The sequence below is a fragment of the Bacillus vallismortis genome (assembly GCF_040784915.1).
GTDB lineage: Bacteria > Bacillota > Bacilli > Bacillales > Bacillaceae > Bacillus > Bacillus subtilis_G.
The window spans coordinates 1,433,025-1,447,551 of the sequence record NZ_CP160797.1 but is presented as its reverse complement, the minus strand read 5'-3'; the positions used below and the strand labels follow the sequence as shown (position 1 = coordinate 1,447,551).

The 14,527-nt window shown below is 45.0% G+C and carries 14 protein-coding genes and 2 riboswitches; of the genes, 7 read left to right on the top strand and 7 right to left on the bottom strand.

Annotated elements, in window-relative coordinates; genetic code table 11:
- Nucleotides 1-137 precede the first annotated feature (137 nt).
- The 4 genes from ABZM97_RS07320 to ykoG all read right to left on the bottom strand — a co-directional run bounded on the left by ABZM97_RS07320 (nucleotide 138) and on the right by ykoG (nucleotide 3,474).
- Complete coding sequence (locus tag ABZM97_RS07320; RefSeq protein ID WP_087990952.1) at nucleotides 138-653, bottom strand: PepSY domain-containing protein; 516 nt, start codon at nucleotides 651-653, stop codon at nucleotides 138-140.
- A gap of 92 nt (nucleotides 654-745) precedes the next feature.
- Nucleotides 746-1,423, bottom strand: coding sequence for a PepSY domain-containing protein (locus ABZM97_RS07315; protein ID WP_087990951.1), 678 nt, complete (start codon nucleotides 1,421-1,423; stop codon nucleotides 746-748).
- Nucleotides 1,423-2,784, bottom strand: coding sequence for an ATP-binding protein (locus ABZM97_RS07310; protein WP_087990950.1), 1,362 nt, complete (start codon nucleotides 2,782-2,784; stop codon nucleotides 1,423-1,425). The genes ABZM97_RS07315 and ABZM97_RS07310 overlap by 1 nt, the downstream gene beginning before the upstream one ends.
- Nucleotides 2,785-2,787: 3 nt before the next feature.
- Nucleotides 2,788-3,474, bottom strand: a complete 687-nt coding sequence (gene ykoG, locus ABZM97_RS07305) for a two-component system response regulator YkoG (RefSeq protein WP_087990949.1) — start codon at nucleotides 3,472-3,474, stop codon at nucleotides 2,788-2,790.
- Between the two features lie 101 nt (nucleotides 3,475-3,575).
- A riboswitch (TPP riboswitch) is annotated at nucleotides 3,576-3,688 on the top strand.
- A gap of 94 nt (nucleotides 3,689-3,782) precedes the next feature.
- Here ykoG and ABZM97_RS07300 point away from each other — a divergent pair.
- From ABZM97_RS07300 to thiX, 4 genes are read left to right on the top strand one after another with little or no spacing between them, the layout of a single operon-like run.
- Complete coding sequence (locus tag ABZM97_RS07300; protein ID WP_087991043.1) at nucleotides 3,783-4,385, top strand: Ykof family thiamine-binding protein; 603 nt, start codon at nucleotides 3,783-3,785, stop codon at nucleotides 4,383-4,385.
- 1 nt (nucleotide 4,386) lies between these two features.
- A complete protein-coding gene (locus tag ABZM97_RS07295; RefSeq protein ID WP_087990948.1) occupies nucleotides 4,387-4,986 on the top strand; it encodes an ECF transporter S component in 600 nt (199 codons plus the stop codon).
- Nucleotides 4,973-6,616 (top strand): ABC transporter ATP-binding protein, encoded by a 1,644-nt coding sequence (locus ABZM97_RS07290; protein WP_087990947.1) that lies wholly within the window; start codon nucleotides 4,973-4,975, stop codon nucleotides 6,614-6,616. Before ABZM97_RS07295 ends, ABZM97_RS07290 begins: the two co-directional genes overlap by 14 nt.
- Entirely contained in the window at nucleotides 6,591-7,355 is a 765-nt protein-coding gene (gene thiX / locus ABZM97_RS07285) for an HMP/thiamine ABC transporter permease ThiX (protein ID WP_087990946.1), read from the top strand. Before ABZM97_RS07290 ends, thiX begins: the two co-directional genes overlap by 26 nt.
- Before the next feature lie 33 nt (nucleotides 7,356-7,388).
- Here thiX and rsbRB read toward each other — a convergent pair whose 3' ends face one another.
- Complete coding sequence (rsbRB, locus tag ABZM97_RS07280) at nucleotides 7,389-8,222, bottom strand: RsbT co-antagonist RsbRB (protein ID WP_087990945.1); 834 nt, start codon at nucleotides 8,220-8,222, stop codon at nucleotides 7,389-7,391.
- 223 nt (nucleotides 8,223-8,445) lie between these two features.
- On the opposite strand from rsbRB, the gene isp reads away from it, so the two are divergent.
- Nucleotides 8,446-9,405, top strand: coding sequence for a serine protease Isp (gene isp, locus ABZM97_RS07275; protein ID WP_253269038.1), 960 nt, complete (start codon nucleotides 8,446-8,448; stop codon nucleotides 9,403-9,405).
- Nucleotides 9,406-9,536: 131 nt separating this feature from the next.
- Nucleotides 9,537-9,692, top strand: a riboswitch (SAM riboswitch).
- 127 nt (nucleotides 9,693-9,819) lie between these two features.
- Entirely contained in the window at nucleotides 9,820-12,108 is a 2,289-nt protein-coding gene (metE, locus tag ABZM97_RS07270) for a 5-methyltetrahydropteroyltriglutamate--homocysteine S-methyltransferase (RefSeq protein ID WP_087990943.1), read from the top strand.
- 41 nt (nucleotides 12,109-12,149) lie between these two features.
- On the opposite strand, the gene ABZM97_RS07265 is transcribed toward metE, so the two are convergent.
- On the bottom strand, nucleotides 12,150-12,776 hold the full coding sequence (locus ABZM97_RS07265; RefSeq protein WP_087990942.1) for a histidine phosphatase family protein: 627 nt from the start codon (nucleotides 12,774-12,776) through the stop codon (nucleotides 12,150-12,152).
- Nucleotides 12,777-12,911: 135 nt separating this feature from the next.
- Between ABZM97_RS07265 and ABZM97_RS07260 the strand changes: the two genes are divergently transcribed.
- Complete coding sequence (locus tag ABZM97_RS07260; RefSeq protein ID WP_253269036.1) at nucleotides 12,912-13,382, top strand: nucleoside deaminase; 471 nt, start codon at nucleotides 12,912-12,914, stop codon at nucleotides 13,380-13,382.
- A 4-nt stretch (nucleotides 13,383-13,386) separates the two neighbouring features.
- Here ABZM97_RS07260 and ABZM97_RS07255 read toward each other — a convergent pair whose 3' ends face one another.
- Nucleotides 13,387-14,490, bottom strand: coding sequence for a TPR domain-containing glycosyltransferase (locus ABZM97_RS07255; RefSeq protein ID WP_087990940.1), 1,104 nt, complete (start codon nucleotides 14,488-14,490; stop codon nucleotides 13,387-13,389).
- Nucleotides 14,491-14,527 lie beyond the last annotated feature (37 nt).

Genomic DNA, 14,527 nt, shown 5'->3' with positions numbered 1-14,527 from the left:
CTGCTGATTGAAAACCCTTGAAGTCTAGGAAGGGCGAGGATTGGAATGTAGAAATTCGTAAGTACCAACGCGCAGGACTGACAACGAATGCAACGGTTTGTCGACACGCTGAAAACCCCGCTCTAGCGGGGTTTTGATTAGTCGTCTATCTCCTGCTTGATGATACGTCCATCCTTTGCGGAAATGTCAAATTCCGCCTCAGTGCCTTGTTTCGTTTTGATTTCAATTTCATAGATGTAAGCACCATCGTCTTCATCAAGCTTGCTTTCTGTTACGGTTCCATTCGTTTGCTTTAAGGCCATTTCTTCAGCTTCTTCTTTTGTTATAGCGACTTGTTCTGCTTTCTCCTTTAACGGGTCATTAAGCGCTTGTCTTGTCTTAATATCTACATATACGTCGTAGTCTTCACCGTCTTTTTCAATCTCTACTTCATAGACTTCTTTGCCGTTGTAAATATCTCTGTCGATGTCTTCCACTGTGCCGTCAACAACCGTTTTGGCAATTGATTCTGCTTCCTGTTCAGTGAGTGCACCAGTCTTGGAAGCGGCAGTCTGTATGTTATCATTGTTTTCTTTCGCAAACGCGTTGTAGCTGAATCCGCCAGCCGCTAAACATCCTGCTAAAAGACCAACCATCCATCGTTTCTTAAGCATATGTGATTCCTCCTTTGTTTTTGTATGAGTTCAGTTTACATACTCAATATGAAAGGAAAACGAGAGAAAGATAAGAATTTGATGAGAAAACGTCAGTCTTCATACACAATGTTCGCAACTTTTCCGGTGTAGGCATTGATTTTCACTGTCGCTTCTTTATCATCCGGAAGATCAACATCCACTTCAAAGATGAGAGTGCCCCCACTTTCTTCGAGATCTGCGTCATCCGCCGTCCCGCTCGTTTCTCTCTCTGCAATGGTTTTCGCTTCGTTTTCCGTAATCGGTGTTTTGGGTTGATCTTTACCGCTGATTTGGTCAGCAGACACAACTGCTTTTGCCTGCATGTCTACCTTCACTTCGTATGTTTTTCCGTCTTTTTTTTGAATGGTATATGTGGCAACACGATTCTGATGTGTTTGTTTTTTGACGGTTCCCGGGACCCGCTCAAGTGCGAGTTGCTCGGCTTCTTTTTCTGTCATGACAGATGGATTCATCGCTTTAATTCTGTTCATCGAAAGAATGTCAGCCGATTTTGCATCAGCTTTTATAAAATAAGTTCCCTTTGGATTTTCAAGGGTCATATCATATGTTTTTTTATCCTTTGATTGTGTTACATTCGTGATCTCGCCTTCATAAGAGGCTTCGACTTTTTTTACGACAGCCTCCTTTGACATTACATCTTCATGGGTTTGCCGAATGATAAGAACCGCACAGATGATGATGGCTAAAACCGCCGCTGCAGCAGATATTGCTTTGATTGATTTGTTCATCAGCCTCCCCCATTCTGTTCTCTGAATTCCATGGTGACAGCTGTTCCTTGTTCCGGCGTACTTTTTACAGACAGCTCAAGGCCGTGCTCATCGGCGATTTGCTTGGCAATGGAAAGGCCTAAACCCGTTCCGCCTGTTTTTCTGTTTCGTGCCTCATCCGCTCGGTAGAACCGTTCGAACAGGTGCGGGATATGCTCCTCAGCTATTCCGATGCCTTCATCCCTTACTGACAGAATCGGTAGCCCATTCCTCGTTCCGGCTGTCATCACAATGGCTTTTTCACTATATTTAATGGCATTATCGAGCAAAATGGTCAGCAGCTGCTTGATGCGTTCTTCATCAGCTATTACAAACAGGCTCTCCTTATCTGTTTCAAGAAAAATGTCACGCTGATAGACAGGCTGGAGCGTTTGCATGACAGTGCGCGACACTTCAACCAGATCGATTGTTTTCAGATCAAGCTCAAGGCCTTCGCGGCTTTTGGCCAATGTCAGAAGCTGATTGGTCAGTTTTTTCATATGCAGCGCTTCTGAATAAATAGCTTCTATCGATTCCTCAAGCACTTCCGGCTTTTTTGCCCCCCATCTCTTCATCAGGCTGCTGTAGCTTTCTATAATTGTGAGCGGGGTTTTCAATTCGTGTGAAGCATCTTGAACGAATTGCTGCTGTTTATCGTAATGCTCTTTCAGCATCATCGCCATCTCATTAAACGTCAGCCCCATCTGATATAACTCGTCGTGGGACTGTCCTTCCAAGGAAATCGTTTTGAATGCTTTCTCCCGCTGTATGTCTTTCATCGTCATCATTAATCGCCTGATCGGATTGATGATCCGGCGGGCGAGCAAGCTTCCCGCAAAAAAAGAAGCGATACAGACAGCAGCACTCGCAGCGATTAAGATGATTTTCAGCAGAAACAGACTCTCTTCTGTGTTCTCCAGCCTTTCAACCAGCTGAAGAGATACCACTTGCCCATCGGTCCAAATAACCGGAACAGCAGCTTCAGCAAACAGTTTGCCGTCATGTTTCCTTACATCTGCAGTTTCACCGCTATGAAAAGCGAGAGGGAATTCTTTATACGCTTTTTCTTTTGTTATGGTCATCACAGCTTTTTGATCTCCATTCACAACACGGACCATGCCGTTTGCCGGAAGATAGGCCTGCAGCATGTCCTGCAAAGCCACTCCTTCTGTTTCAGCAGCATGCAGTGCTTCGGCGATGTTACTGGTCTCATCTGCAAGCCGGGCCGCATCCTTTGATGTCAGGGCGGATGAAAAAATGAGATAGACCGCGGTATGGACCAGAATTAATAACAGTAACAGCGATAGTGATGTGTATAGATGAATCTTGGTCTTTAGCTTCATTTTTTACCCCTTAATGGCATAGCCAACCCCGCGAATCGTATGGATCAGCTGTTTTTCGTAAGGATAATCCAACTTTTTTCTGATGTATCTGATGTAGACGTCCACGACATTTGTATCACCAATATAATCAAATCCCCATACTGAGCTTAAAATCTGCTCCCGTGTCAGCACTTGCTGCGGATGCTTCAGCATATAGACGAGCAAATCAAATTCCCGCGGCGTTAATTCCACCTCTTTGTCTCCGCGTCTCACTTCACGTGTTTTTTCATTCACCCGTAAGTCGTCATAAGTAAGAAAGGTGTCAACATCTTTTGTTTTTGTCCCGTTTTGGCGCAGTGCCGCCCTGATTCTGGCAAGTAATTCTTCAATTTCAAACGGCTTTGTGACATAGTCATTGGCACCGATGTCCAGTCCAGTTACCTTATCAGGCACACTGTCGCGCGCCGTTAATAAAATGACAGGTGTTTGCGAATCCGTTTTTCTCAAGCGGCGCAGCACCTCCAGGCCGCTAAGTCCCGGAAGCATAACATCAAGAAGCACCAAGGTATACCCGCCTTCCGCTGCCGCATTCAGCCCTTCCGTACCATTGTGTTTCATGGTAACGCTGTAACCTTCATACTCCAATTCAAGCTGAAGCACTCTGGCGATTTTTTCTTCATCTTCCACAATTAATATGTGTCCTTTTTCCAAATCCGATCACTCTCTCCTGTCTCGATATGAAAAAAATAATTTCTTGGTTTACAAAATGATTCTTATCATCTATTATGATGTCAACATAAAAAATTGTATACGGAAAGCACTAGGGGTGCTGTTTTGGCTGAGATAAAGCGCGGGAGTAACGCGTTTTGATCCCTTATGACCCGATCTGGATAATACCAGCGTGGGGAAGTGCAGGTTGACCGAATGGTGTATTTTTTGTGCGCTTAATCGATCTCTTACTGCATATTCCCTTAGAATATGCAGTTTTTTATTTTACCAAAAAACAAGGGGTGAAAGAAATGGAGCAAATATGCGGTACAAGCAGAATCGCCGGTTTTCGGTTCTCTTTATATCCGATGACAGATGATTTTATCAATGTGATCAAGTCCGCACTGAAAAAAACCGACACATCTAAGGTTTGGACGAAAACCGACCATATCAGCACAGTCTTACGAGGATCAGCTGATCATGTATTCGATGCAGCCAAAGCCATTTATCTTAACGCGGCAAACAGCGAAAAACACATCGTCATGAACGGCACGTTTTCCATCGGATGCCCGGGCGACACACAAGAAGATACATATCTTTCCGCAGACGATAATCGTGTCAATGAAGATGCTGTCCGGAGCCTGAACGCGGAAGCGCCATGCCAATTTGCCCTTTATCCGATGAATGAGCCGGATTATATGGAGTTGATCATGGAAGCTGTCGACATTGCGAAAGCAGAAGGCACCTTCGTACAGGGTGTCCATTACGCGAGTGAGCTTGATGGGGATGCGCATGACGTATTCAGGACATTGGAAGCCGTTTTCCGCATGGCTGAAAAGCAAACAAAGCACGTAACCATGACTGTGAATCTCTCGGCTAACAGTCCATCTAGAAAAAACAGAAAGCAGGGATAAAATGAAAAGCTGGAAAGTAAAAGAAATTGTCATTATGTCCGTTATCAGTATCGTTTTTGCCGTGGTTTATTTATTATTTACGCATTTTGGAAACGTACTTGCAGGTATGTTCGGTCCAATCGCTTATGAACCGATTTACGGTATTTGGTTTATCGTTTCCATCATCGCCGCGTACATTATTCGAAAACCCGGAGCGGCGCTTGTTTCTGAAGTCATAGCCGCTCTCGTTGAATGCCTGCTGGGAAATCCATCTGGCCCGATGGTCATCGTCATCGGCATCGTTCAAGGTCTCGGAGCTGAAGCTGTATTTCTCGCGACGCGCTGGAAAGCATACTCTCTGCCTGTACTTATGCTGGCAGGAATGGGATCTTCAGTAGCCAGCTTTATCTATAATCTATTTGTTTCTGGCTATATTGCCTATTCACCAGGTTATCTTCTCATTTTGCTTATGATCCGTCTTGCTTCCGGCGCACTTCTTGCGGGACTTCTCGGGAAAGCTGTCAGCGACTCTCTCGCGTATACGGGCGTGCTAAACGGAATGGCACTCGGAAAGGAACTGAAAAAGAAACGGAAACGGGTATCAGAACATGCAAGCCTTTGATAAGCTCCTCACGGTTGACAGGCTCAGCTTCTCTTATGAAGAAGACGAGAAACCGGTTTTTCAAAACATTTCGTTTGAGCTTCAAAAAGGAGAATGCGCTTTATTGCTAGGACCGAGCGGGTGCGGAAAAAGCTCGCTCGCCCTTTGTTTAAACGGTCTCTACCCGGAGGCTTGCGACGGCACACAGTCGGGGCATGTATTTTTACTTGAAAAGCCGGTCACAGACCCTGGAGCCTCCGAAACAGTAGCCCAGTATGCCGGAGTCGTCTTTCAGGACCCCGATCAGCAGTTTTGCATGCTGACGGTGGAAGACGAAATCGCTTTCGGGCTGGAAAATCTGCAGATTCCGAAAGAAGAGATGACGGAGAAGATCGATGCGGTTTTAGAAAAATTACGTATTGCTCATTTAAAAGAAAAAACAATATCCACTCTGTCAGGAGGACAAAAGCAGAAAGTTGCGCTCGCCTGTATTTTAGCGATGGAGCCCGAGCTCATTATGTTAGACGAGCCGACTTCTCTTCTAGATCCTTATTCAGCGAGGGAGTTCGTTCACATGATGAAAGATCTTCAGCGTGATAAAGGCTTCAGCCTCCTTGTGATTGAGCATCAGCTTGATGACTGGACACCTTGGGTTGAAAGAACGATCGTGCTGGACAAAGCAGGAAAAAAAGCGCTGGATGGCCGAACACAAGATCTATTTCAGCACGAAGCGGCAACCCTAAAGCAAATGGGCATCGCGATTCCAAAAGTGTCTGATCTGCAGAAAAAGCGGAATATGCCGTTTACTTTATCAAAGGAAACGCTGTTCAAAGAGCCTTTTCCTGCCGAGTATGCAGAAAAGAAAGAAGCTCCTTCTGGGGAGAGTGTGCTGGAAGTCAGTTGCCTTTCATTCGCAAGAGGACAGCAGACGATTTTCAAAGACCTGAGCTTTTCATTGCACGAAAGCTCTTTGACGGCGCTTGTCGGCCCGAACGGCACTGGAAAATCGACGCTTTTATCTGTTCTAGCACGTCTTATGAAGCCGCAAAGCGGCAAGATTCTTCTATATGATCAGCCGCTGCAGTCATATAAAGAAAAAGAACTGCGAAAACGTTTGGGATTTGTTTTTCAAAACCCAGAGCATCAGTTCGTCACCGATACGGTGTATGACGAGCTGATTTTCGGCCAAAAAGCAAATGCTGAAACTAAGGGAAAAGCGCAGCATCTGCTGGATCGTTTCAGTCTTGCGCATTTGGCTGATCATCATCCGTTTGCGATCAGCCAAGGGCAAAAACGGCGCCTGAGCGTCGCTACCATGCTCATGCATAATGTAAAGGTTTTATTATTAGACGAACCAACCTTTGGCCAGGACGCCCGCACGGCTGCTGAATGCATGGATATGATTCAGCGTATCAAGGAAGAAGGAAGCGCTGTCCTTATGATTACGCACGATATGGAGCTTGTCTCTTCGTATGCCGACAGCGTTCTTGTTCTCCACGATACGAATCTGGATTTTGACGGATCTCCAGCGCAGTTATTTTCTCAGGAAAAAGGGCTTGTCCAAAAAGCAAAGCTCACCCTCCCCCTTCTATATGAATGGATGGCCCGCCAAGAGGAGGTGCGTGATGAAGCAGCCGTTACATCTCATTAATCCGGCAGTGAAAGCGGCGGCGGTTTTTTGCTGTGTCGTCATGCTGTCGTTTATTTACAATCCTTACACCCCTGCGTGTTTTTATATCATCATCGTTGCCGGTGTCCTATTGGCGGCCAGAATCCCCTTGAAAAAATGGTTTTTGTTTACGATTCCGTTTTTGATTTTAGCATTCGGATGCGTATGGACAGCCGCTGTTTTTGGCAAGGTCCCGACAACTCCGGATAATTTCTTGTTTCAAGCCGGCCCTATCTCAATCAACAGCGATAATGTCTCTGTCGGCATTTCTCTCGGGTTTCGTATTTTGTGCTTTTCAGCGTTATCGATGATGTTTGTTTTTACGACCGATCCGATTTTATTTATGCTGAGCCTTGTCCAGCAATGCAAGCTCTCACCAAAGCTTGCATATGGGGTCATTGCAGGCTTTCGTTTTCTTCCGCTGCTAAAGGATGAAATCCAGCTGATCCAGCAGGCTCATAAAATCAGAGGAGGAGCGGCGGAGAGCGGCTTCATTGAGAAAATCAGCGCGCTAAAGCGGTATACCATCCCGCTGTTGGCAAGCGCCATCAGAAAAGCGGAACGGACAGCGCTTGCGATGGAATCAAAAGGTTTTACAGGAAGCAGAAACCGGACATATTACCGGACACTGACCGTAAACCGCCGCGATTGGCTGTTCTTTTGCCTCGTTCTCTTGTTATTCGCGGGATCTTTACTCGTATCCTTATGTTTTGCCTCATAAAAATCCGCTATCGGTTGATAGCGGATTTTTTTCTTATTGATGATAGTTTAATGCCTGGGCAAGATTGGTTTTAATTGTGATATTCGAAAAATCAATCCCAAGCTGTACAGCGGTTTGCGCGATTTCAGGCCTGATTCCTGACAGGGTTGACCTGACACCGATTAAAGTGAGCGCCTCAATCAATTTAAAGATTTGGTGCGCCACCATCGTATCAACCACCACCACACCTGATAGATCGATTAACAGATGCTCCACGCGTCTTTTTGCACAAGCATGAAGCGTGTTTTCCAGAATGAACTTTGCCCGTTCGGTATCAATGTCACCGACAAGCGGCAGCAGAGCTGTTGATTTGCTCAAGGTGATGACAGGCGAGCTTAATTCCAATATCATTTCTCTCTGAGCGTTTAATTGCTGTTTGGCATTCGCTTCAGCGTGATCGACAAATGTATAAATGGTAAAGTCAAAGACTTTTACAATCAAATCGGCCCATTTTTGTTTCTCTCCCGGTTCAAACGCCGACTCATTTTCTTCTGCGAACTTCTCAAAATACTTCGTATATAATCTCCGGTTTCTCATAAACTCCCGAATCACATACTGAACCGGAGTGTCGAGATGCTTTTGATCGTTCGTCAGCTCAATAACCCACACTTGAAATTCTTCGAGAAATTGTTTTTCCGGTAAAACATACATGTCATTCAGATGCCGGTAAAATTCTCTGTCCTGTTCTTTCAATTCTTCCGTTACAGATGCATTATGTAAGGCATAAATCGAATTCGGATCGCTTTCTTCCATCGTTTCAATCCATTCATCAGCCATTTGTTCCACATACTCTGAAAAAAATGCATATAATTTTTCATTCAGTTTCATCACACTACTCCTTTCCCCAAACACTATTATAACTTGACTGACAGCTGAATCCCAGTCATACAAGCTGAAGCCATCCAATATTTTGAAAATTACTAATTCTTTGGGTTGTATCCTATTTTTTCAAAATGCTTCAAATGGCTCTGTCCGAGCGGTTGCTTTTTTCATATAATGTGAAGCAACATCCTTGTATCCACTTGCAAGCATAAAAAAGGAGGGCTTTTTTATGAATGGTGAAATCCGCTTGATCCCGTATGTGACGAATGAGCAGATCATGGATGTAAACGAGCTTCCTGAAGGCGTTAAAGTGATTAAGGCGCCAGAAATATGGGCAAAAGGGGTAAAAGGAAAAAATGTGAAAATTGCTGTATTGGACACGGGCTGCGACATAAGCCATCCTGATTTAAAAAACCAAGTCATCGGCGGAAAGAACTTCACGGATGATGACGGTGGCAAGGAAGATGTGATTTCCGACTACAACGGACACGGCACACACGTCGCCGGAACGATTGCAGCTAACGATTCAAACGGCGGCATTGCCGGGGTCGCGCCTGAGGCAAGCCTATTGATTGTGAAGGTTCTTGGCGGTGCAAACGGCAGCGGCCAATATGAATGGATTATTAACGGCATTAACTACGCTGTGGAACAGAAAGCCGATATCATCTCGATGTCCCTTGGCGGACCGAACGATGTGCCGGAGCTTGAAGAAGCGGTGAAAAACGCCGTCAAAAACGGAGTGCTTGTCGTTTGCGCAGCGGGAAATGAAGGTGACGGAAACGAACGAACAGAAGAGCTTTCCTATCCTGCGGCTTATAATGAAGTGATCGCGGTTGGATCTGTTTCCGTAGCGCGTGAATTATCAGAATTTTCTAACGCTAATAAAGAGATTGATCTTGTGGCACCGGGAGAAAATATAGTGTCCACCCTTCCTAACAAGAAGTACGGTAAGCTTACCGGCACTTCAATGGCTGCCCCTCATGTCAGCGGAGCGCTTGCTTTAATCAAAAGCTATGAAGAAGAATCATTTCAACGAAAGCTTTCTGAAACTGAAGTTTATGCACAGCTGGTCCGCAGAACACTCCCTCTCGATATTGCAAAAACGCTGGCAGGTAATGGATTCCTGTATTTAACCGCTCCTGATGAGCTGGCAGAAAGAGCAGCGCAATCACATTTGATGACCCTATAAAATTATTTTTCTTATATAACATAAACCACATATAGTAAATAAAATTTCAAATTCTATGTTGACAACAAATTTGAATTACTGTTAAGATTACCAACAAATGATTCAACTTTTCAAAAAATTAATAATATTTTCTCTTATCGAGAGTTGGGCGAGGGATTGGCCTTTTGACCCCAACAGCAACCGACCGTAATTCCATTGTGAAATGGGGCGCACTGCTTTTCGCGCCGAGACTGATGTCTCATAAGGCACGGTGCTAATTCCATCAGATTGTGTCTGAGAGATGAGAGAGGCAGTGTTTTACGCAGAAAAGCCTCTTTCTCTCATGGGAAAGAGGCTTTTTGTTGTGAGAAAACCTCTTAGCAGCCTGTATCCGCGGGTTAACGAGAGTGTTTTACATAAAAAGGAGGAGAAACAATGACAACCATCAAAACATCGAATTTAGGATTTCCAAGAATCGGACTGAACAGAGAATGGAAAAAAGCGCTTGAAGCGTATTGGAAAGGCAGCACTGATAAAGATACGTTTTTAAAGCAAATCGACGACCTCTTTTTATCCGCAGTAAAAACACAAATCGACCAGCAGATTGATGTTGTGCCAGTTTCTGATTTCACACAGTATGACCATGTACTCGACACAGCAATCAGCTTCAACTGGATTCCGAAACGATTCAGACATTTGACTGACGCTACCGATACATACTTCGCTATCGCCCGCGGAATAAAAGACGCCGTATCTAGTGAAATGACAAAATGGTTTAATACAAATTACCATTACATCGTTCCTGAATATGACGAAAGCATTGAATTCCGCCTGACAAGAAACAAACAGCTCACAGATTACCGCCGGATCAAACAGGAATACGGCGTTGAAACAAAACCTGTGATTGTCGGCCCTTATACGTTCGTTACGCTTGCTAAAGGCTATGAACCGTCTGAAGCAAAAGCGATCCAAAAACGTCTTGTGCCGTTATATGTACAGCTTTTGAAAGAACTTGAAGAAGAAGGCGTAAAATGGGTTCAAATCGATGAGCCGGCGCTTGTTACAGCCTCTAGCGAAGATGTCCGCGGCGCAAAAGAATTATTTGAAAACATCACAAGTGAACTTTCATCCTTGAATGTGCTGTTGCAAACGTATTTTGATTCTGTTGATGCTTACGAAGAGCTCATCTCTTACCCAGTGCAGGGAATTGGCCTTGATTTCGTTCACGATAAGGGCAGAAACCTGGAACAGCTGAAAACACACGGCTTTCCAGCAGACAAAGTGCTGGCAGCCGGCGTGATCGACGGACGCAACATTTGGAAATCGGATCTCGAAGAACGTCTCGATGCCGTTCTTGATATTCTCAGCATTGCAAAAGTGGATGAACTGTGGATTCAGCCTTCCAGCAGCCTGCTGCACGTTCCGGTAGCGAAGCACCCTGACGAGCATTTGGAAAAGGATCTGCTGAACGGATTATCGTACGCAAAAGAAAAACTAGCCGAGCTGACATCTTTGAAAGAAGGCTTAGTATCAGGAAAAGCGGCGATCAGCGAACACATTCAGCAGGCTAAAACGGATATTCAGGCGCTCAAACAGTTTGCAACAGGCGCGAATTCCGAACAGAAGAAAGAGCTTGAGCAATTAACCGATAAAGACTTCAAACGCCCGATTCCGTTTGAAGAACGTTTAGCCCTGCAAAATGAATCTCTCGGCCTTCCGCTTTTGCCGACGACTACGATCGGAAGCTTCCCGCAGTCTGCTGAAGTGCGGAGCGCACGCCAAAAATGGCGGAAAAATGAGTGGTCTGATGAACAGTATCAAAACTTTATCAATGCAGAAACAAAACGATGGATTGATATTCAGGAAGAATTGGAACTTGATGTCCTTGTTCACGGTGAATTTGAACGGACAGACATGGTCGAATACTTCGGTGAGAAGCTGGCCGGCTTTGCCTTCACAAAATACGCATGGGTTCAATCATACGGCTCACGCTGTGTCCGCCCGCCAGTCATTTACGGAGATGTTGAATTTATTGAACCGATGACAGTGAAAGACACGTTATATGCACAGTCATTGACATCCAAGCATGTGAAAGGAATGCTGACCGGCCCAGTTACAATCTTAAACTGGTCTTTCCCTCGAAACGACATTTCGAGAAAAGATATCGCCTTCCAAATCGGGCTCGCCCTTCGCAAAGAAGTAAAAGCGCTTGAGGACGCAGGCATTCAAATCATTCAAGTCGATGAGCCAGCGCTGCGAGAAGGCCTTCCATTGAAAACCCGCGATTGGGATGAGTATTTGACTTGGGCGGCTGAAGCATTCAGATTAACCACTTCTTCCGTGAAAAACGAGACGCAAATTCATACACATATGTGCTACAGCAACTTCGAAGACATTGTCGATACGATCAATGATCTTGATGCCGATGTGATTACAATCGAACACAGCAGAAGCCACGGAGGATTTTTAGATTACTTAAAAGACCATCCGTATTTGAAAGGGCTCGGCCTTGGTGTATATGACATTCACAGCCCTCGAGTGCCGTCAATTGAAGAAATGTACGACATTATCGTGGATGCGCTTGCCGTCTGTCCGACTGACCGCTTCTGGGTAAATCCAGACTGCGGATTGAAAACAAGACAACAGGAAGAGACGGTTGCAGCCTTAAAAAATATGGTTGAGGCAGCGAAGCAGGCTAGAGCTAAACAAACACAGCTTGTATAAGTAAGATAGAAACCATCTGCCTTTGGCAGATGGTTTTTCTATTAGAAAGCGGGAATCGGTTTCCGATGCTTCCCGTCCCCTTCTACTACTATTTTGGCTGTTCCATTTTCATCAAATTCCACAAGGCTCAATGATGTATCATGTATGTAAGCAGAATTCCATATGTCATTAACGCGTCTTCCCTTTATGATATTTAACAGCATTAATATAAAGACAGAATGGGTAACCAAGAGAATATTGCCGGAAGAATGGCTGTCTAAAATCGCTTGGAGAGCCAGCCTTCCCCGGTTTTCAAGATCAAAAAATGTTTCACATCCCGGCTGGCGATAAGCTTCGGGATGATGTAAATAAGCATGAAAAAGATCAGGTTCGCTTCTTTCAATATCCTCTTGTTTTTTCCCTTCCCATGAGCCTAGTGACATTTCTCTGAACATATGATCTTTAACCAACGGGGGCCGGCGAGATCCCAGTATAGCTTTTGCCGTCTCTTCTGTCCGCTTGCTCGGGCTGATGTAAACCTGATTCAATTCAACATCCTTCAGACGCTTCCCAAGAGCGCGGGCGTTGTACAGTCCAAGTTCTGTTAAATCAGAATCCAGCCAGCCCTGCATCCGTTTTTCCACATTCCATTGAGTCTGTCCGTGCCTGGCAATATATAAATGCAGCATGATCACCCCTCCACTTTTCTCCTCTTATCTTAGCAAATCCCCCAAATATTTTGTTTATTTTGCACTTTTTTGAGAATGTTCTTTGCACTTGTTTTCGGCTATACTGATAACACTCAATTGACAGGAGGGTTTAGGATGAATCATGAAACGTTCTTAAAACGGGCTGTCGACCTTGCTCGCGAAGGAGTGAACGCAGGAGTTGGCGGGCCTTTCGGTGCTGTTATTGTGAAAGACGGAGCCATTATTGCCAAGGGGCAGAACAGCGTCACAACAAGCAATGATCCGACTGCCCACGCGGAAGTGACGGCTATTCGAAACGCCTGCAAGGCGCTTGGAACATACCAGCTTAATGACTGCATTTTGTATACGAGCTGCGAGCCATGCCCCATGTGCCTAGGCGCCATCTACTGGGCCCGGCCGAAAGCTGTTTTCTATGCAGCGGAGCATACAGACGCCGCCGAAGCTGGATTTGATGATTCATTCATTTATAAAGAAATTCTTAAACCTGCTGAAGAAAGAACAATCCCCTTTTATCAAGTGACTCTGACGGAGCATTTATCCCCGTTTCAGGCATGGCTTGCTTTTGACAATAAAAAAGAATATTAAAGGATCAGGCATGTGCGGCCTGATCCTTTGTTAATTCGCTGAGAAGCTCCTGTGCACGCGCGCACTTCGGGTTTGCTTTCAGCGCTTTTTGCAAATACAAAACAGCAGTCATATGTTGACGCAATTCAGCATGGCAGACACCGAGCCAGCAGCTTGATCTAAAATCGGCTGCTCCCTTCACCTGTACGTACAGATGATGTTCATTATCGGTTTGCAGGCAAGCCTCAAACGCTGTGATCGCTTCTCTGATTTTTTTCAGCTGATACATAATGATTCCTTTATAATAGTGAAGGGTGCAGTAATCCGGATAATGCCCCAGCGCTTCATGGATATCCTGTTCCGCTTCTTCGTACCGTTCTGCTTCAATTAATAATTTATACTTTACATAATAGCTAGCTGGCGGCGGAATTTGCTTTTTTCTTTTACATTCATTGATACAATCCATTGCCAGCCGGAAGGCTTTATCAGGTTCGTTTCCTCTGTCATACTCAGCTGCTTTCTGACAAATGAGAGATGGCTCAGCAGAGGATATCAGCAATGCTGCATTTAATAAACTGATGTTGCGTTGATGCTTTTGCTGTGCCTCCTGCTCTAAATAGCCGTAATGGTGAATGGTACATGGCAGCGAGAAAGTGCTGCTTGCTTCTTCTCCCTCAGGTCTCTCGCCGATACTTCCCGTAAATGTTATGTTTCGCTGATTCCGGATCAGCCTGATCTGCCTTTGTTCAAACGCTTCATTTTCAACCCATTGCTTTCCTGTATAATTCACGATCTTCACGCAACCGAGAGACGGCAGGCTGTCAGTCAGCAGCGAAGGAAATAGGCTGCCCGTTTCCGGGTCTAGTTCTTCGTCGGCATCCAAGATCAATATCCACTCTCCCTTGGCATGCTGTAAACTAATATTTCTCGCTTGTGAAAAGTTCTGTTCCCATATATGATGATACACTTGGGCATGAAAGCTTTTGCAAATGTCTTCCGTCCGATCGCTTGATCCCATATCAACCACAATGATTTCATCAGCTATATGCTGCACACTCTCTAAACAGCGGGCGATATGGCGTTCTTCATTTTTCACAATCATACAGACGGACAGCTTTGGTCTTTTCATGTACTCACCTTTTCTCTAGTCTGAATTCACCTATACT